Here is a 19,590-nt window from a genome sequence, read left to right as displayed (position 1 = left end):
GATATGGCAGCGCGGGTGCGGGCGGTCACGCGTTCTGTGCAGATGAAAGCCGATGTCGTGGCACGGGATGAAACCGAGCAGGGTGATCGCGCCTTGCTGAACCTGGGGCACACGTTCTGCCACGCGCTTGAGGCGGCAACTGGGTATTCCGACCGGTTGCTGCATGGCGAAGGCGTCGCCATCGGCTGTGCGCTTGCGTTTGAACTCTCCTCGCGTTTTGGCTTGTGTTCGCAGGAAGACCCAAGCCGGGTGCGGGCACATCTGCGCGCGATGGGGATGAAAACCGATCTTGCTGATATTCCGGGTGATCTTCCAAGTGCCGATGCGCTGGTGGAACTGATGGGGCAGGACAAGAAGGTTGTGGATGGGCAATTGCGCTTTATCCTCGCGCGCGGCATCGGGCAGGCTTTTGTCACGTCTGATGTTCCGAAAGACGCCGTTCTGTCAGTCCTGTCAGACGCTTTGGCAACTGTGTGAAACAGGGCCCTAGCGGCCCTGAATCACCATGAGTTCACCGATATTCTCACGGGTGATATAGCCCACCATGCGCCCGTCCTGGGTGACAACTGCGATGGCCGGTGCGCCTTTGTGCAAATGCTCTAACACGCCCTCCAGCCCGGTCGTCAGCGAAACCGAGGGGATATCGGCATCCATCACCGAAAGTGCTGCTGTTGATCTGGGCAGATCACTGGCGAGGGCAGCAAACAATCGATCCCGCGTCACAAAACCAAGAAGTGTGCGATCTGCATCCAGAACCGGAAATTCGTGCTGTGTCGTGTGAATGACGGCTTGCGCTGCGGTGCTGAGCGTGTCGCTGGGGGACAGAGCGTGAAATTCGGTGATCATGGCGTCCCGGGCCAACACGCGGCGGGCTGCGGACCGCAAGGCGACATCCTGGCTTTCGGCATTGGCAGCGATGAAAACGAACACCGCAATCAGGACAAGAATGGGGTTCGCCGAACTGAGGCCGAGGAAACCAAGCCCGATGGCGACGATCTGACCACCAATAGCTGCCACGCGGGTGGCTTTGACCCGGTCCATACGCAAGCAGAGCAGGGCGCGGAACACACGGCCCCCGTCCATAGGAAAGGCGGGGATCATGTTGAACGCAGCCAGCAGCAGGTTGATATAGGCCAGCCTGTCCAACAACCCTGTGCCAGGCGTGTCTATTTGCGAAAAGGTTTCAAATGGTGTCCCAGCGCCAAGGGCAACAAGCACGATCCAGATGACGATGTTCACCGCAGGACCCGCAAGCGCGACATAGATCTCTTGCATCGGTTTTTCCGGCATGCGTTCCAGCCGGGCCAACCCGCCAATAGGTAACAGGGTTATATCAGGCGTTTTGATGCCATAGCGGCGAGCCATGAGCGCATGACCAAATTCATGCGCGACAACACACGCAAACAGCGCAAGGACAAATACAAGGTTGTCGATGGCGGCCGGCAGACCGCCAGCTGAATAGGCCGCGAAGCCAACCCAGGCCAACAGCAGAAAGAAGGTGACATGGACCCTCAGTTCGGATCCGAGCAATCGGCCGAGAGAGAAGGACCATGTCATGTTGTATCTCCGTTTCGATTAGAACGGAATCTCGTCGTCGTCGATTCCGCCCGATGCGGGTGCCGGTGAGCTGGACGGACCACCGTAAGGGTCGCCATAACCGCCGCCAGCCTGGCCGCCGCCATAACCACCGCCGCTGCCGCCGCCACCTTCGCCGCGGCTGTCCAACAGGGTCAATTCACCGCGATAGGGGCGCAGGACCACTTCGGTCGAATACCGGTCCTGACCGGACTGATCCTGCCACTTGCGGGTTTCCAGCTGACCTTCGATGTAGACTTTGCTGCCCTTGCGCAAATACTGCTCGGCAATGCGGGCCAAAGGCTCTGAAAAGATGGCGACCGAATGCCATTCCGTACGTTCGCGACGCTCACCCGTGTTTCGGTCTTTCCAGTTTTCCGAGGTGGCAATGCGCAGATTGCATACTTTGCCGCCGTTCTGGAACGACCGAACCTCGGGATCGCGGCCAAGATTGCCGACCAGAATGACCTTGTTGACTGAACCCGCCATGTAATTCCTCGTTCTGTTTTCGCCTATATGCGCCGAATCTGGCGCGCCTTGTTTCGTGAGACCCTATACGGCCTGCATCATGGTTGAAACATGTTGATACAACAGTGTCGAACAAGAGTCTTACTGTCTTCTTTACCAAGCTTTCATTTTTTGCGGGAATACCTATACTCCGACTGGTTTCTGATCGAGCAGGATTGGCATTGATGCGTTCTTGGGTTGCTGGGTTTTCTGTTGTCTGCCTTGTGCTGGCTATTGCGCCTGTACAGGCGCAAACGCTGTCCACAAAAAGCCGTAAGGATATTTTCCTGAAGCAATCCAAGGTGTTGGATTCTCGAGCAGCCACGCAGTATCGGGATTCTGAGCGTCTCAAGCCGAAAACGTCTCGTGCCCAGGTTAGCAAGCGCTACACAGGAAAATACCGAGGGCAGTATCTGGATCTGGCACGTCAGGCAGCCCGGCTACACAACATCCCCGAAGATCTGTTTCTGCGCCTCGTGCAGCAGGAAAGCGGCTGGAACCCGCATGCGAAATCGCACAAAGGCGCGCTGGGACTTGCGCAGCTGATGCCTCAGACCGCCGAGCTTTTAGGGGTCAACCCACACGACCCTAAGCAAAACCTTGAGGGTGGGGCACGTTACCTGTCGTGGCAATATCGTAAGTTCAAATCCTGGCCACTGGCCTTAGCAGCTTATAACGCGGGTCCAAAGGCGGTCGAAAAGCATGGTGGCATTCCGCCATACAAAGAAACCCAGAATTACGTGAAGGTCATCTGGGGCGGCTAACCAACATGCTGCGGCGCAGAGGGCGCGTTTCTTGATTCTCTGCATTCGGACCAACTAACCTGATCGGGTATCGCCCAGTCACAGCTGAGGTCCGCCATGCCCACTGATCACCCACAGATTCCCAAAGAAACGCTGGTCAACTGGCAACAATTGGTTGATCTGGTGGCTGAGTTGGCAGACGTGCCTGCAAGCCTGATCATGAAGACCGATGCGCCGGATCATGCGGTTCTGATTACATCGGACCATCCGGAAAACCCCTATCCGGTTGGGATGAGTTTTCAGTTGAATCCCAAGCTCTATTGTCAGGGCGTGCTTCAACGGGACGGAGAGCTGGTGGTCGAGGATGCCTCCTGCGACCCGGTTTGGGCCGACAACGAAGACCTGGAACACGGGATGACGTTCTACATCGGGCTGCCGTTGAAGTGGCCCGATGGATCGGTGTTTGGCACAATCTGCGTTCTTGATCGCAAACAAAACCGCAGGGCGTTGTTGTTTCGCGAAGGGTTGACCCAGTTTGCGCGCATGGTCGAGTCAGATTTGGCTTTGTTGCAAGAGGTTTACCTGCGCCGCGCGCTGGAAGAAAAGCTGAACGAAACGCTGGCACAACTGGAAACCCGTGTCTCGGATCGGACGCGCGAGTTGCAGGAAACAAACACCGCATTGCGGGTATTGCTGTCCAGTCTGGAGGATGATCGAAAGAGCCGCGATTACGAGATCGTCGAACAGGTCCGTGGCCGGGTTTTGCCATATCTTGAGAAGGTGCGCGCCCAACTTGCCGATGACGAGGCGCAGAATGTCTATCTTGATCTGGCCGAAAAAAACCTGAGCGAGATTACGTCGTCTCTGTCAGACAAACTAACGGACGCCTTCGCAGTAATGACCCCGACCGAGATTGAGATCGCGCAGATGGTTATGTTTGGAAAAACAACCAAAGACATTGCCAAGGCCCTGTCCCGAGAGACGTCGACAATCGATTTCCACCGCAACAACATCCGCCGTAAGCTGGGGCTTGAAGGGCGTGATCAGAACCTGCGCAGTCATCTGCTCTCGATTTCGTGATCATCGAATATGGGGAATGCCCCCATATTTCACCCCTATTTTTTCGGTCTGAGCCGATATGCCCTGGCTTGTTACCCTCTGCCATGAGGTGCGGACGAACTGCACCCTTCCAACAGAGAGGAACATCCCATGGACCGCAAGGATCTGAAGCCGACCATCATGAAAGGGGACAAGGATCACCTGGCACCGGGGCTTTCGCGCCGGTCGTTCTTCATGGCCGCGGGCGCTGCTGGTGTTGGCGCGACAGCTTCTGTTTTGGGGGCGAACCCAGCCCAAGCGCAATCACAGGCGTGGTTGCAGCCGGGGAACAACAACCATGTGATCGACCTGCAGGGGTCAACCGGGCAGGCCAGCACCGGCGCGGTTGGTATCGACTATTATGGTCATTGCGCTATCAAGATCACGTCACCCAACGGGGCGACTGTTCTGTTCGATCCCTGGCGTGATGATCCGTCGGGGGCGTGGGGGTTGTGGTTCCGAAACGAGTTCCCTCAGATCCCTGTGGATATCACTTTGTCGACCCACGCGCATTTTGACCATGACGCCATTGAACGGCCAAGTTCGACCATGGTTCTGGACCGGATGGTGGGTAATTTTGAGTTCGCCGATCTCAAGATCACCGGCTTTGCAGACAAGCACGCCTGTGTCGCGCCCGGGTGGTATGATTGGACCAATGCACTAGCCGAGTTCGGGGCAGAAGCCTGTCCGCCGAACAATGTGGGCCATATGGACATGGTGGTCTATCTGGTTGAAACCGGGGGCATTCGCACGCTGATCTGGGGCGACAACCGTCACAACCCCCCGCAGGAGTTTTGGGATGCCATCGGACAGGTGGATGTTCTGACGCTGCCGGTGGACGGTTCGGAACATATTCTCAGCTTTGAGCAGGGCAATGACATTGTGTCCAAGCTCAAGCCCAAGGTTATCATTCCCACCCATTACCTGAACGAGGTCACGTCTTACACCCTGACCACGCTGCAATCGGCGGACGATTGGGTGAAAGGGCAGCAAAGCTATAAAATGCTCGAAAGCGCCAGCTTGCAGCTTGAGGCCGGTGACGTTGCCGGAATGAACCAAGAGTTCATGCACTTCGGAAACAATGTCATGACAGGCTGAGGACACACCGGGGGCTGCCACTCACGCATTACTCCCAAGCGCCGTCTATCTCCCCAAAAAACACGGCGTTAACAGAAAGGGCCGGTCAATGACCGGCCCTTTCTTAATCTGAACAGTAAGATTACTCTGCCGCGACTTTGATCACCGGCTCCATCCGCGCGAGGACTTCCTCGGACAGATGGCATTTCACCTGATGGCCGTCCGCAAGGGTCTGTACCGGTGGCACATGAGATTCGCAGCGTCCATCCGGCACTTCGGACTTCCAGCGGCATCGTGTCTGGAACGGGCAACCCGGGGGCGGGTTCATGGCCGAAGGTATGTCGCCTTCCAGAACGATATGCTGTTTCTCGACAGACGTATCGGCAATCGGAACCGCACTCAGCAGCGCCTCGGTATAGGGGTGGTAGGGCGGGGCAAAAACCTGATCTGTGGTCCCAAGTTCAACCACGTGACCCAGATACATCACCATCACCCGGTCGCTGAGGTACCGCACAATGGACAGGTCATGGCTGATGAACAGCAGCGTCGTTTTGTGCTCGCGCTGAATCTCCATCAACAGGTCGGTCACGGCCGCCTGCACCGACACATCCAAGGCCGAGACCGGCTCGTCCGCCACCACGATGCGCGCATCGCCAGCAAAGGCGCGGGCGATCCCCACACGTTGCTTTTGGCCACCGGATAGCTGACGCGGCATCCGGTCAGCAAAGGCGCGCGGCAGCTTCACCAGATCCAGAAGTTCCAGCATCCGCTTCTTGCGCTCGGCCTCAGAGTTTCCGACGCCAAAGATCTCCAACGCTCGAATAATCTGACGCCCTACGGTCATCGACGGGTTCAGCGTGTCGAACGGGTTCTGGAACACCATCTGAACTTCGCCAACAGTCTTGGCATCCCGTTCTTCAATGGGCACCTGTTCGATGTTGCGGTTGTCCAGAAGGATTTGACCGTCTGTTGCAGTTTCAAGCCCCATCAGAACTTTGGCGAAGGTGGACTTGCCACAGCCAGACTCGCCAACAATTGCAAGCGTTTCGGACTCGTGGGCCTCAAAGCTCAGGGTCTCGTTGGCTTTAACAACCTTCGTTTCGCCGCCACCAAACAGAGCGTTTGCCGCAACCTCATAGTATTTCTTGAGGTTATCCATCTTCAGGACGGTCCGGCCAATCTCACCTTTCTCTTTCTGTTCACCCACAGTGATGGGGGCATTCCAGTCGATCTCCTGGAACTTCAGGCAGCGTGTGTGGTGCCTGTCGTTTCCAGGCACGGCTTCCATAAGGATGTCTTTGGCGTCACAGCGCCCTTCTTCGAAATAGTCGCAGCGCGGCCCAAAGTTACAACCCGGAGGCCGCTCATGGGGCAGGGGGAAGTTCCCCGGAATGGCTACCAGCGGGCGCGAGTTCTTGTCGGCGCCCGGCAACGGGATCGAGCGGAACAGCGCCTGCGTGTAAGGGTGCTGCATCTCGTCGAACACGTCCTTGATCGAACCGCGCTCGACCGCTTCACCCGAATACATCACGCACAGACGGTCACAGGTTTCCAGCACCAGCCCGAGGTTGTGCGAAATGAACAGCATCGACGTGCCGTACTTTTTGCCAAGATCCTTGACCAGTTCGACAACTGCGGCCTCAACGGTCACGTCCAACGCGGTTGTAGGCTCGTCCAGGATCAGCAGCGCCGGTTTTGACATCAGCGCCATCGCGATCACGATCCGCTGCTGCTGACCGCCTGAAAGCTGATGCGGGAAAGAATTCAGCATACGCTCCGGGTCAGGCAGACGCACATCCGTCACCACTTCCAAAGCCCGCGAATAGGCTTCTTCCGCGCTCACGCCTTCGTGGATCATCGGCACTTCCATCAGCTGTTTGCCGATTTTCATCGCCGGATTCAGCGAGGCCATCGGTTCCTGATAGATCATCGCGATTTCATTGCCGCGAATATCGCGCAACTCTTCCGCCGACATTTCCGCCAGATCCCGACCTTTGAACTTGATCGTACCACCAACGATCCGACCGTTCTTGCCAAGATCCTGCATGACACCCAGCGCCACGGTAGATTTGCCGCACCCGGATTCGCCGACCAAGCCCACAGCCTCGCCGGGCTGCACACTGACCGAGAAATCCATCACGGCGGGAATTTCCCGCAGGCGGGTAAAGAATGAGATAGACAGCTTGTCGATCTCCAGGATCGGGCCGTCATAATCCGCCATTTTGCTCATTTTTCTTACTCCTCACCAAATGCGGGGATCCCCTTCATCTGGCTAAAAATACCTCGGGGGTCCGGGGGCAGAGCCCCCGGCCTCGATCACATCAGTCCTTCAGACTTTCTTCGCGCAAACCGTCAGCCAGCAGGTTCAGACCAAGAACCAGCGACAGCAGGGCAAATGCAGGCGGAAGGGCAGGGTGCAGGTAGATCGACAGAAGCTTGCGCCCCTCATTGATCGTCGAACCCCAGTCCGGGCTTTCCGGTGGCAGGCCCAGTCCAAAGAAACCCAAGGTTCCCAGCAGGATGGTCGTGTAACCAATACGCAGACAGAAATCGACGATCAGTGGACCACGCGCGTTTGGCAAAATTTCCCACAGCATGATGTACCAGGGGCCTTCGCCACGGGTTTGCGCCGCCGCGACGTAGTCTCGGGTTTTGATGTCCAGCGCCAGACCACGCACGATACGGAATACCGTGGGCGAGTTCACGAAGACCACCGAAACGAACACCACCAGAATACCGCCGGGAATATCGAAGAGATCCAGATAAGTCGGAAGCCCCCAAATTCGATAACTCTCGGTGTTGATGATGTAACCGCCAGTCGAGATCAGCGACAAGTACAACCATATCGCTACACCCAGCACCCCGATCAGCAGAGGTGTGCGGAAATTCGGGCGCGTATAGAAGCGCGAATTCAGCAATACTCCGATGAACAGGATTGGGAACACGAACAGCACGGCGGCCATATAGTTCGGCACGCCTGTCGCCACGATTTCCGGTGTCACCAACAGGTAGAACAGCAGAATAACCGGGAAGGCGAGGATCAGGTTTGCAAGGAACGACAGGAACGTGTCCAGACGACCACCATAGTATCCGGCGGGCAGGCCCAAGGTGATACCCACCATAAAGGCAAACATCGTCGCCAACGGAGCGATCTGCACCACGATCCAGGCACCGCTTACCATGCGGCTGAATACGTCGCGTGCCAGATTGTCTCCGCCCAAAAGATACCAGGCGAACTGGCCTTCTTCAGGGTTTGGAATGGGTGTGCCGGGGACCTTGTTCTTCATGCCAGACAGCTGAACAAGCGGGTCATGTGTAACGATCAGGTCCAGTGCACCGAAGATGCCGGTGAACACCCAGAACATCACAAGGCCAAAGCCGATCATGCCGATGGGGCTGTCATAAAGTTTGCCATACAGTCCCAGCCGCCGTTTGAACGCGATGGACATGGCGAACATGATGATCAACGCCACCCAAACGGGCAGGAACTGCTGTGAAATCGCGCCGATAATTCCGGCACCGGTCCCCATCAGGACACCAAGCACCAGATAGGCAATCGACAATCCGACACAGGCAAGGAAGCTGTAGTGCAGTGCCAGATTGATCAGACCGCGGATGCCGCCGCTCGAGCTGACGGAGCCATCTGAATTTACGACCATCTGCTGTTCAGGCAGAAAGATGCTGGCAACGATCCACGTTACGATTGAGATAACCAGCGCAGCCAGCGCGATCATCAGAAGTGGGTTCAGGAAGGCGATAGAGCCGGTCCAGGTCAATGGTTCCATAATCTCACCCTCCTTAAGAAATGCGGATACGCGGGTTAAGGTAAACGTAGCCGATATCCGAGATCAGCTGGGTGATCAGCACCACAAAGACCGACACGACAGAAATCGCCAGCAAGAGCTGGATGTCATTGTTGCCCGCAGCCTGAACCAGCGCCCAGCCAAAGCCCTTGTAGTTAAAGAGGGTTTCGACGATCACAACACCATTCAGCAGCCATGGGAACTGCAGCATGATGACAGTGAAAGGTGCGATCAGCGCGTTGCGCAACGCATGTTTCATGACGATATTGCCGAAGGACACACCCTTGAGGCGCGCAGTTCGGATATATTGCGCCGTCATCACTTCGGTCATCGAAGCGCGTGTCATGCGGGCGATATAGCCCATCCCGTATAGTGAGATTGTCAGTACCGGCAGGAAGAAGTTTTCGAAGGTCGGGTTTTCCATCGCTGATGTCGCGGTACCCTTGAACCATTTCAATCCGACGGTCGAAGAGGTGAAGATCGCGATGAAAATAACGCCGGATACATATTCAGGGGTAGCAGTCGTGATGATCGAGAAGGTCGACAGCGACCGATCCATGGCTGACCCTTCGCGCATCCCGGCCAGAACACCAACCAACAGGGCTGAAGGCACCATCAGGACCAAGACCCAGAACATCAGGTAGCCCGTATTGCCGAGGCGCACGCCAACGATTTTACCGACCTCGTCCTTAAACACCGTGGAATAGCCCCAATCCCCTTGCAAGACACCGCAATAGCGCGCGGTATTCTCTGCGGTCGATCCGGGACGCACACATGTACCCAAAAACGTTCCGTCATCAAGCGTGTTGGTAAATCCGGGCATCACACCCAGCCATTGGCCATATTTGATCAGCGTGGGTTGAAGATAGCCACGGTTTTCCAACCAGGTCTCGACCTGCTCGTCGGACATCCGCTGGTTGCCTTGCGTTTTGGCAAGCTTTTCGAGGTTGGGATAAAGGTTGGTCAAAAAGAAGACCACGAAAGTAAGACACAATGCTGTCAGTAGCATCACGCCGAACCGTCGGAGGATAAAGAGTCCCATGTTGGCCCCTGTTGTTCGGGTGTTCCGCAGATCAGTGGACCATTTTCTGGCCTCGGACATCCGACCCCGTGTCGGCACGTCTGCGGCTGGAAAGGGGCGCCCGATCAGGCGCCCCTTGTGAGAAGCAGGCTGGCGTTAAGCGGCCCAACCCCACTTGTAGTGATGGTGTTCGAACGACACGTGCATGTCCGTACCCACCAGGCCGTCTTTCATGTGACGGTACAGCGAGCGCCAATATGGCTGGATCGTGACACCTTCTTCCTGGATCAGGGCTTCGCCCTTGGCGACCACCTCGCGGCGCTTGTCCGCGTCAGCAATGGCCAGAGCTTCCGTCAGGATCGAGTCGAACTCTTCATTGGCCCAGCCAAATTCGTTCCACGCTTCGCCCGAACGATAAGCCAGCGCCCAGATCTGAACGCCCAGCGGACGGTGGTTCCAGTTGGTCGAGCTGTAAGGATACTTCGCCCAGTCGTTCCAGAAGGTGTTACCCGGCAGAACAGTCCGCTTGACGTTGATACCCGCATCACGCAGCTGCGCCGCGACAGCATCTGTCGTGTTCCGGCGCCAGTCGTCGTCGATCGAAATCAACTCGTGCTCGAAATCGGCCATACCGGCCTCTTCCATAAGCTTGCGAGCGCCTTCCGGATCCACTTTCTGCGGAGGCAGTTCAAAGTAATCCGGGTGGATCGGACCAACATGGTGGTTTTCAGCAGGCGAGCCGCGACCACCAAAGCCCAGTTCCAGGCAAACCGAGTTGTCGACGGCCATTTGAAGGGCCTTACGCACACGTTTGTCAGCGTAGGGCTGTTTGCCGTCGACTTCCGCCAGTTGGTTCGGACGGATCACGATGGTGTTCATGGTCACAACTTCGGACTTCACGTAACCAAGCCCATCCATCACATCGATGAATTCGCCAACCGATTCATACAGCATGTCGACTTCATCTGATTCCAGAGCTGCCAGCCAAGCTGACGGATCGGTGCCGTAGTCAATATACTCGATGCGATCCAGCGCCGGGCGACCAAATACTTCTTCGCCCCACCAGGTGTGGTTTTCATTGCGAACCAGCACAGCCTTCACACCGACTTCCAAAGAGTCCATCAGGTAGGGGCCGGTGCCGACATTATTCAGCAGATCGGTTTCGCTGAAAGAGCTGTGAATGATCGCCGCAGGATAGTCAGCCATACCGGCAATCAAAGAAATGTCGGATCTTGGCAGGTTCAACTTCACGGTCAGCGGATCGACAACTTCGATGGCGCCTTCGATGGCCTGGCCAGTCGACTCGTCAACCAAAGTCGCAAAGCGTCCAGCCATCGAGTTTGTTTCCGAGCTCTTGTCGCACCAGCCTGCGACGTTGCGGGCCACGTCGTCTGCGGTAAAGTCGTCGCCATTGTTCCACTTGATACCCGGGCGAACTTTCAGCGTGTAAACTGTGGCGTCCTCGTTGACCTCCCAGCCTTCCAGCAACATGCCGCGGAATGTACCGTCCGAGTTATACTCGACCAGGTTTTCAAGTGTGCCGCGGGACACGTTTGCAATCTGAGACCAGTCATATGTACGTGGCTCTTTCAGCGCACGAACTTCCATCTGCACGCGCAGAGTGCCGCCTTCTTTCTTGGCATCTTCGCCTTCGGCATTAGCAGGCGCGGTAAGGCCGATCATGCCGTATGCAGCTGCAGCGGTAACGCCCAGACCAGTGGCACGGGTCAGGAACTCACGACGGCTTAGCTTGCCATCACGGTATTCCTGTGCGTGCATCTCGGCCGCCCAGTGCACCTTGTCGTTGGTGGTTACGTCATTCGTCATAGATGTCTCCCTGTGACATTTCATTTTGTTGATTGATTTTAGTTCTACGCGACTTGGTTGATACCTGTCGCCAGATCAAAGGGTTCTGATTGTTGGTGTCTGTGCATCCCCATGGCGGTATTCGGCACCAGAATTCGGCCTAGGTCAATGTTCGAATTCGTCATTGGGAGTACAAAAACGACATTCTCGCCAAGTTGAACATGTTGCTACGCAACCGCGGCGAGCTTTGGGTTCGTGCGGTACTACTTCCAAGCTTGTCGCAGATTGAGATGAAAAGGTATTTAAAAACAGATACTTATGAAATCTTGACGGATAGAGGTCAGAACGGCGCCAGATTTAGTATCATTTTGAGGGGTCGATGTGATTCCATGACTTCATACGAGCCCGAAACCAGGTGCGTTGTCGTTTAGCGAATTGCCGTGTCGCAATCGTTGCGCGATCGCGGGCTTGATCGAGTGTCATTGACCCGTTCAGATAGGCTCTGAGCTCTGGTACCCCGATTGCTTTGCAAGCTGGCAGGTTGGGATCAAACCGGTCTTGCATAGCGCGTACTTCTTCAATGGCGCCTTGTTCCAGCATCTGATCAAATCGGCGTTCTATTCGCGCCAAAAGCCACGCCTTATCAATGTCTAACACAATCGGTACCGTGTCGCTCAACCTCAAGACCGGCGGCGGTGTGTCAGCCTGCCATGACAGCAGACTGCGGCCGGTGGCGCGTTGCACCTCCCAGGCGCGCTGCACACGTGCCCTGTTCTTTATGTCCAGACCGGCAAGTGTTTCATCGTCGACTCCGGTGATCAGGTCGTGCAGTGACATCTGATCCGCCTCGGTCCGTATCTCCGGGGGTGTGGCTGGGATCTGCGCCATGCCTTCAGTCAGAGCGGTAAAATACAACCCGGTACCACCCACTATGATTGGACGCTGTTCACCGTGTAGCAACGGTGTCACCTCGCGCACCCAATGACCGGTTGAATAGTCCTGATCGTATTTGATGTGACCATACAGGCGATGTGGCGCGCGGGCTTCTTCTTCTGCGGATGGGCGTGCTGAAACAACCCGCCAGCAGTCATACACTTGGCTGGCATCCGCATTGACGATCACACCACCAAACCGTTCGGCAATCTCAAGCGCCAGAGCGGATTTACCAGACGCCGTCGGACCCGCAATCAGAACCGGTTTGTCATCGGGAATAGGCGGCAGGTGCTGAAAATACTGCGCTGTTGATTGCTGGGTCATGTGCGGTTGCCTCAATCCTCACCAACCGCATTGAACCTGCGGAGTTTTTGCTTCATTTTGCGCCGGAAATTAAACCCGTGCCAGCCCGGAGCGCAACATGAGCCTTTCCCCTTCGTTAGAGACCGCTGAAACCCCGAAAACAAAGTATAACAGGGTTATGCTGAAAATCTCGGGTGAGGCGTTGATGGGGGATCAGGGATTCGGCCTGCACCCGCCAACCGTTCAGCGCATTGCGCAAGAGGTGAAGTCGGTTCACGATCTGGGCGTTGAGATCTGCATGGTCATTGGCGGCGGCAACATTTTCCGGGGTCTGAGCGGATCGGCGCAAGGAATGGAGCGGACCACTGCTGACTACATGGGGATGTTGGCTACAGTAATGAACGCACTGGGTATGCAGTCGGCACTGGAAGAGATCGGAGTGTTCACGCGTGTGATCTCGGCCATTCGTATGGATGAAGTGTGTGAACCCTATATTCGCCGCCGCGCGGTAAGACACCTCGAGAAAAAGCGGGTTTGCATTTTCGCCGCCGGTACTGGCAACCCGTATTTTACCACGGACACCGCAGCAACCTTGCGCGCGAATGAAATGGCGTGTGAGGCCATCTTTATGGGCAAGAACGGTGTTGACGGAGTATATGACAAAGATCCCAAACAACATGCCGACGCCGTGCGCTACGACACTGTGACCTATGATGATGTCCTGGCCAAGCGCCTGCGCGTTATGGATGCCTCGGCCATCGCGCTGGCGCGCGACAACAATCTGCCTCTGATCGTCTTCGGTCTGGACGAACCCGGCGGGTTCCGCGGAATTCTGGCAGGTGAGGGGACGTACACCAAAGTCCAGGGCTAAAGCGCACGCTGACAACTTGAAACACCCCGGCGCTTTGCCGGGGTTTTCTTTTGGGCTGAGCCTTGACGGTCATGAGCATGGCTGTCTAAGTGTCCGTGCTCGTGTAATTACAGAGCTGCCTTGTGGTCTGCTTCACTTAGGTGCAACTACAGGCTGGGCTGGAAGACCTGCCGTGATTTCTGAGACGTCTGGAAACATGTGCGGGCATCTCATTGATCTAACTGCAAAACTAAGGAGCAATGAGGCATGAGCTCTCTGGATATCGATTTCGTTCGGGCGCAGTTCCCGGCTTTTTCCGAAGCCAGCTTACAAGGACAGGCCTTTTTCGAAAACGCGGGTGGGTCGTTTACGTGTAAGCCAGTAGTCGACCGGCTGACGCGGTTTTACACCCAGCGCAAAGTTCAGCCCTATGCGCCTTACGAGGCAAGCCGCCTGGGGGGCGCCGAAATGGATGAGGCGCGTACGCGCATGGCCGCGATCCTGGGCATCGAAACCGATGAACTGAGTTTTGGCCCTTCGACCACGCAAAACACCTATGTTCTGGCGCAGGCGTTCCGGCAATGGATGAAGCCCGGTGAAGCCATCGTTGTGACAAATCAGGACCACGAGGCAAACTCGGGCCCCTGGCGCCGCTTGGCCGAGGCGGGGATCGAGATACGGGAATGGCAGATCGAGCCCGAAACAGGCTCTCTGAATCCCCAGGACCTCGAGAACATGCTGGATGAAAAGGTTCGCCTGGTCTGTTTTCCGCATTGTTCCAACGTTGTAGGAGAGATCAATCCAGTGACGGAAATCACCGCGATTGCGCATGCCGCAGGTGCATTTGTGTGCGTTGACGGTGTATCCTATGCCCCGCACGGTTTCCCGAATGTTGGGGATCTGGGGCCGGATATCTATTTGTTTTCCGCCTACAAAACCTATGGTCCGCATCAGGGCTGTATGGTCATCCGCCGCACATTAGGAGAGTTGCTGCCCAATCAGGCGCATTATTTCAACGGTGATGTTCTGTACAAGCGCTTTACCCCGGCGGGTCCGGATCACGCGCAGATCGCAGCAAGTGCGGGCATGGCAGATTATGTCGAACAGCTAAACGCTCATCATGGTGGTCCGGAGTCTGGCGCGGCCGCTCAAGGTGCGTTTGTTCATGACCTGATGCGTATGCACGAAGTGTCGTTGTTGCAGCCCGTGTTGAATGCAGTCAAAGATCGCAACGCGGTGCGCCTGATTGGAACATCCGATGCCACCCGGCGCGCACCGACGGTTGCGTTGTCGTTGAACAGACCTGCTGGACCGGTTGCCGCTGAACTTTCAAAATACGGTATCATGGCAAGTGGGGGCGACTTTTATGCCGTGCGTCCCTTGCAGGCCATGGGCGTCGACCCAGAGCAGGGTGTGTTGCGGGTGAGCTTCACGCATTACACCTCGCGACAGGAAATTGATCAGCTTTTAGGAGCACTTGAACGCGTTTTGTGATCCACTCTCCCTGAGCTTTCGTAAAGTTATAAAAACCTCAGGGCAGACATGGTGCACGAGCAGACTCCGATCATTTTGTGGTTCCGACGCGATTTACGCCTGTCGGACCATCCAGCCTTAACCGCGGCGGCTGAAAGCGGTCGCCCGGTTATTCCGGTCTTTCTGTGCGATAATCTTGTCGAACAGATGGGGGCCGCGCCAAAGTGGCGTTTGGGGTTAGGGTTGCAGGCGCTTTCCAAATCCCTTGACGGTCTTGGCAGCCGATTGATCCTGCGGCGCGGCGACGCGCTGACCCAGTTGCAAGCACTGATCGAAGAGACGGGCGCTGGCGCCGTTTATTGGTCTCGATCCTATGATCCTGCGTCGATCGCGCGCGACAAGGGGATCAAATCGGTGTTGACGGAACAAGGTGTTAAGGCGAAGTCCTTTGCCGGACATTTGCTGTTTGAACCCTGGACTGTGGCGACCAAAACTGGCCAGCCGTTTCGCGTCTACACACCTATGTGGCGTGCCGTTCAAGGGCGGGATGTACCGGCGCCTGACGCCTCTTTGACAAAATTACGTGCACCTGCAAATTGGCCGTCATCTGAAGAACTGCAAATGTGGCAGTTGGAACGCGCAATGAACAGAGGCGCGTCGGTCGTGCGCGCCTATGTGCAACCCGGCGAGCAGGCTGCCCATGACCACCTAGAGGCGTTTTTGGACCGTGTGGCGCAATATTCCAAGCACCGCGATCGGCTGGATATGGACGGAACATCCAACCTGTCGGAGTATCTCTCGTTAGGCGAGATTGGCCCGCGTACAGTCTGGCATCGGGTTCAGCACGCTGCATTGATGGGCGTATCAGGCACTCAGGCCTTCCTGCGCCAGCTTGTTTGGCGCGAGTTTGCCTATCACCTGATGTACCACACGCCACAGTTGGTCACGGGCAACTGGAAGCCGGAATGGGACAGTTTTCCGTGGAACACGGATCCGAACCACCCCGAAGTTGTTGCCTGGACGCAGGCAAGAACCGGTGTCCCCGTGGTCGACGCAGGCTTGCGGCAAATGTATGTCACGGGTCGAATGCACAACCGAACCCGGATGATTGTGGCCAGTTACCTGACCAAGCATCTGATGACACACTGGAAAATCGGGATGCAGTGGTTCGATGACTGCCTGATCGATTGGGACCCGGCCTGCAACGCAATGGGATGGCAGTGGGTTGCGGGCTCTGGCCCGGATGCAGCACCGTTCTTTCGGATCTTCAACCCACAGACGCAGGCCGAGAAGTTCGACCCGGATGGAACTTACCTGAAGCGCTGGATCGCTGAGGGCGAGAAAAGCCCGAGCGAAACGGCCCTTTCTTACTTTGACGCTGTTCCACTGTCTTGGGATCTGCGCCCGGACGCTGATTACCCCGCACCGATTGTCGCGTTGGCCGAAGGACGAACCCGAGCGCTGAGCGCATATGAAAGCCGAAAATCCCACTAAGGAATTGAAAACTTGCCAGAAACAGAATCGCGGCCTAGCCTTACATCAATACCGCAGAGGGGAGAGCGGATGATCCTGACGACAACCGAAGGGCAGAAGGATTTGCCCAGATATTTCGCGCAAGTCTTCAAGATGCTGACCAATATGGAACATGGGCGTCTGGATATCACTTTGCCAGATGGCCGAACATTTCGCGCCGAAGGCACCAAGCCGGGGCCGGTTGCGCAGGTCGATGTTCACGACGGTGACGTCTTTGCGCGTTTGATCCGTGAAGGTGAGCTTGGCTTTTCCGACGCCTATCTGGACGGTCACTGGAGCACGCCCGATCTGCGATCCTTCATGGATGTGGTGCATTTGGGCTCTGAAACCGTATATGACGGGTTTACCGGGAAATTCCTGGTACAAGCTTATGAACGGCTAAGATTTTGGCTGCACCGCAACAACCGGGCGCAGGCCAAGAAAAACATCTCGTACCACTATGATCTGGGCAATGACTTCTACGGTCTGTGGCTGGATGATACGATGACCTATTCCAGTGCGATCTTTGAAACAGGGCAAGAAAGCCTGGAAAAGGCACAGACCGCGAAATATGCGAGCCTTGTGGATGAGATGGGCGCGAAGCCAGGCGATCACATACTGGAAATCGGCTGCGGCTGGGGCGGGTTTGCGGAATACGCTGCCAAGGAACGTGGCCTGCGCGTGACATGTTTGACGATCAGCCAAGAGCAGTTCAAGTATGCCAAGGAACGTATTGAAAAAGCAGGGTTATCGGATCTGGTCGAGTTCAAGTTGCAGGACTACCGCGACGAACAGGGCCAATATGACGGCATCGCTTCAATCGAGATGTTCGAGGCTGTCGGCCAGAAATATTGGCCCGTATACTTCGAAACGGTACGAGAGCGACTGAAACCGGGTGCGCAAGCGACATTGCAGATTATCACCGTGGGTGATCATCGCTGGGATTACTACAAGAACGGCGTTGATTTCATTCAAAAATACATCTTTCCGGGCGGAATGCTTCCGTCGCCTTCGATCTTGCGGCAGCAAATCGATTTGGCCGGCTTGCGTGTGGTGAAGTCGAAAGAGTTTGGCAAAAGCTATGACCTGACGCTGCGCCGCTGGTACGAGACGTTCAACGACAAATGGGATCAAATCGCTGAAATGGGCTTTGATGAGCGTTTTCGCCGCATGTGGAATTATTATTTGACCGCATGTGGCGCGGCCTTTGACACAAGCAATTGTGATGTGACACAGATCACCATAGCAAAACCAAGTTAATGAACGGACTGTCACATGCCTACAGCCTCGCGTCTTGTCGCCGCTCTTTGCCTTGTCGTGCTGGCTTTCATCGTTTCAGGGATGATCATCGATAATGGTGAAGAGGGTAAGGACTATGGGTACTTTACCTATGTGAACATGGCGCTTGGCGCGGCTTGTGGCTGGGCAATCATGGGTAAACGCGCCGGACGAGGTTGGACAGCGGGGATAAACAATGGCCTGACGGGCGTGGCGTCGTTGGTTTTCTGGGCTTTGTTCGTGCAGGGGTGTTACGAGATGTTCCGCCTCGCCATGCGCAACAGATATGGCGGTCCCTTCGAGGCGGTTCTGGCTATTTTCAAAATCGGGGTCGATTATGGCAAGCTGCTGATCACGCCTGAAATCCTGATTACCTTTGCGATCGGGGCGGTTGTTGCCGGTTTGGCCACCGAAAAGGCCCACCGTCAATGGCGCTGATGTGTTCTGCTACCTGAGAGATTGAATTTGTCTGATTTGTTTTTCTATGGAACGCTTCGGCATTTGCCGCTGCTCGAACGCGTTCTGGGTCGCCCGTTGCAAGACATTTCGGTTCAATCGGCTGTTTTGCCCGATCATGCTGTTGACGCAGTGAAGGGGCAGGATTTCCCGATGATCCTGCCGTCACCTGGCAACAGCGCTCAAGGCGTTTTTGTGCGCGACCTTTCGTCCGAAGATCTGGCGCGGTTGGCCTTTTATGAAGGCGCGTTTGATTATGACCTGACGCCTTTGACAGTCGTTCTGCAAGACGGGACCAAGCAGGAAGCGCAGGTCTTTTTTCCCGCGCCGGGCAGTTGGGAGCCAGACGGGTCCTGGTCTTTGCAACGGTGGGCGGACCGGTTGGGTGAGATCACGGCGCTGGCCGCGGAAGAAGAGATGGCATATTTCGGACGGCTGGAGCCTCAGGACATGGCTGGAAGTATTCGTGCGATCCAAACACGGGCCTGGGCCAAGATTCTTGCGGGCAAACGGCGCAAAGGCGACCCAAGAGATGCGGGCAAGGATGTCATCGTGCATCGCCACCATCGCGCCTATGTGAACTATTTCGGTATGGAGGAAGTGGACCTTCAGCACCGCCGGCATGATGGAACCATGGGGCCTGTGTTGCACAGGGGCAGCCTGATGCAAGGTAGTGCGGTGTCCGTTCTGCCTTACGATCCGGTGCGCGACACTGTGCTTGTTGTCGAACAATTCAGGCCACCGGCCTTTTTGATCAACGACCCCGAACCCTGGCTGTGGGAGGCCGTCGCAGGGATGATAGACCCCGGAGAAGAGCCGGAACAAGCAGCCCATCGTGAGGCGATGGAGGAAGCCGGTGTAACGTTTGACCGGCTTGAATACGCAGGCGGGGCATATTCCTCGAGCGGGTCTTCCACTGGGTTCATGTATCTGTATGTCGGTTTGGGTGATTTGACCCATACCACCACAACTGGTGGCCTTGATACCGAAGGCGAAGATATTCGCAGTCAGATCCTGCCCTTTGATAAGTTCATAGACATGACGGATCGTCATGTTTTCAAAGACGTACAACTTGTGGCTCTGGCCTATTGGCTGGCGCGCCACCGGGACAGGTTGCGGGCATGACTATCACGCTTGTGGTCGCGGCGGCGCGGC

Annotated in this window: 17 protein-coding genes; 10 read left to right on the top strand and 7 right to left on the bottom strand. The window is 56.1% G+C overall.

Annotated features, from left to right (window positions below; translation table 11 throughout):
* The coding region (locus AC2FNU_RS07500; protein WP_496786722.1) for a 3-dehydroquinate synthase family protein at positions 1–477 on the top strand (477 nt) is incomplete at its 5' end.
* Between the two features lie 9 nt (positions 478–486).
* Here the strand turns inward: AC2FNU_RS07500 and AC2FNU_RS07495 are convergent.
* Positions 487–1,557, bottom strand: coding sequence for a site-2 protease family protein (locus AC2FNU_RS07495; RefSeq protein ID WP_496786721.1), 1,071 nt, complete (start codon positions 1,555–1,557; stop codon positions 487–489).
* Positions 1,558–1,575: 18 nt separating this feature from the next.
* Positions 1,576–2,064 carry a single-stranded DNA-binding protein gene (gene ssb / locus AC2FNU_RS07490; RefSeq protein WP_171174437.1) on the bottom strand — a complete coding sequence of 163 codons (489 nt, stop codon included), beginning with the start codon at positions 2,062–2,064 and terminating at the stop codon, positions 1,576–1,578.
* Positions 2,065–2,267: 203 nt separating this feature from the next.
* On the opposite strand from ssb, the gene AC2FNU_RS07485 reads away from it, so the two are divergent.
* The 3 genes from AC2FNU_RS07485 to AC2FNU_RS07475 all read left to right on the top strand — a co-directional run bounded on the left by AC2FNU_RS07485 (position 2,268) and on the right by AC2FNU_RS07475 (position 5,021).
* Positions 2,268–2,846: a lytic transglycosylase domain-containing protein gene (locus AC2FNU_RS07485; RefSeq protein ID WP_496786716.1), complete on the top strand. Its 579-nt coding sequence runs from the start codon at positions 2,268–2,270 to the stop codon at positions 2,844–2,846.
* 96 nt (positions 2,847–2,942) lie between these two features.
* Positions 2,943–3,905: a LuxR C-terminal-related transcriptional regulator gene (locus tag AC2FNU_RS07480; protein WP_496786713.1), complete on the top strand. Its 963-nt coding sequence runs from the start codon at positions 2,943–2,945 to the stop codon at positions 3,903–3,905.
* Between the two features lie 129 nt (positions 3,906–4,034).
* Positions 4,035–5,021 (top strand): MBL fold metallo-hydrolase, encoded by a 987-nt coding sequence (locus AC2FNU_RS07475; RefSeq protein ID WP_496786708.1) that lies wholly within the window; start codon positions 4,035–4,037, stop codon positions 5,019–5,021.
* Positions 5,022–5,142: 121 nt separating this feature from the next.
* Here AC2FNU_RS07475 and AC2FNU_RS07470 read toward each other — a convergent pair whose 3' ends face one another.
* From AC2FNU_RS07470 to miaA, 5 genes are all read right to left on the bottom strand, one after another.
* Positions 5,143–7,230, bottom strand: a complete 2,088-nt coding sequence (locus AC2FNU_RS07470; RefSeq protein WP_496786706.1) for a dipeptide ABC transporter ATP-binding protein — start codon at positions 7,228–7,230, stop codon at positions 5,143–5,145.
* Positions 7,231–7,321: 91 nt separating this feature from the next.
* Entirely contained in the window at positions 7,322–8,785 is a 1,464-nt protein-coding gene (locus tag AC2FNU_RS07465; protein ID WP_496786702.1) for an ABC transporter permease, read from the bottom strand.
* Positions 8,786–8,798: 13 nt separating this feature from the next.
* A complete protein-coding gene (locus AC2FNU_RS07460; RefSeq protein ID WP_496786698.1) occupies positions 8,799–9,845 on the bottom strand; it encodes an ABC transporter permease in 1,047 nt (348 codons plus the stop codon).
* Positions 9,846–9,980: 135 nt separating this feature from the next.
* On the bottom strand, positions 9,981–11,651 hold the full coding sequence (locus tag AC2FNU_RS07455) for an ABC transporter substrate-binding protein (protein ID WP_496786697.1): 1,671 nt from the start codon (positions 11,649–11,651) through the stop codon (positions 9,981–9,983).
* 342 nt (positions 11,652–11,993) lie between these two features.
* On the bottom strand, positions 11,994–12,887 hold the full coding sequence (miaA, locus tag AC2FNU_RS07450; protein WP_496786695.1) for a tRNA (adenosine(37)-N6)-dimethylallyltransferase MiaA: 894 nt from the start codon (positions 12,885–12,887) through the stop codon (positions 11,994–11,996).
* Between the two features lie 97 nt (positions 12,888–12,984).
* Between miaA and pyrH the strand changes: the two genes are divergently transcribed.
* The 6 genes from pyrH (at position 12,985) to AC2FNU_RS07420 (ending at position 19,560) form a co-directional block, all read left to right on the top strand.
* Positions 12,985–13,737: a UMP kinase gene (gene pyrH, locus AC2FNU_RS07445; RefSeq protein ID WP_480798840.1), complete on the top strand. Its 753-nt coding sequence runs from the start codon at positions 12,985–12,987 to the stop codon at positions 13,735–13,737.
* Between the two features lie 246 nt (positions 13,738–13,983).
* Entirely contained in the window at positions 13,984–15,210 is a 1,227-nt protein-coding gene (locus AC2FNU_RS07440; RefSeq protein WP_496786693.1) for an aminotransferase class V-fold PLP-dependent enzyme, read from the top strand.
* 48 nt (positions 15,211–15,258) lie between these two features.
* The gene (locus AC2FNU_RS07435; RefSeq protein ID WP_496786691.1) at positions 15,259–16,683 is read left to right on the top strand and encodes a cryptochrome/photolyase family protein; all 1,425 of its coding nucleotides are present in this window, start codon (positions 15,259–15,261) and stop codon (positions 16,681–16,683) included.
* Positions 16,684–16,752: 69 nt separating this feature from the next.
* Positions 16,753–17,961, top strand: coding sequence for a class I SAM-dependent methyltransferase (locus AC2FNU_RS07430; protein ID WP_496786688.1), 1,209 nt, complete (start codon positions 16,753–16,755; stop codon positions 17,959–17,961).
* A gap of 15 nt (positions 17,962–17,976) precedes the next feature.
* Positions 17,977–18,417: a TrgA family protein gene (locus AC2FNU_RS07425; protein ID WP_496786686.1), complete on the top strand. Its 441-nt coding sequence runs from the start codon at positions 17,977–17,979 to the stop codon at positions 18,415–18,417.
* 27 nt (positions 18,418–18,444) lie between these two features.
* Positions 18,445–19,560, top strand: a complete 1,116-nt coding sequence (locus tag AC2FNU_RS07420; RefSeq protein ID WP_496786683.1) for an NUDIX domain-containing protein — start codon at positions 18,445–18,447, stop codon at positions 19,558–19,560.
* Positions 19,561–19,590 lie beyond the last annotated feature (30 nt).

It is taken from the genome of Ruegeria sp. BHSB064, from assembly GCF_059613205.1.
The sequence above is the reverse complement of the archived record's forward strand: the minus strand, read 5'-3'. Positions and strand labels throughout refer to the sequence as shown.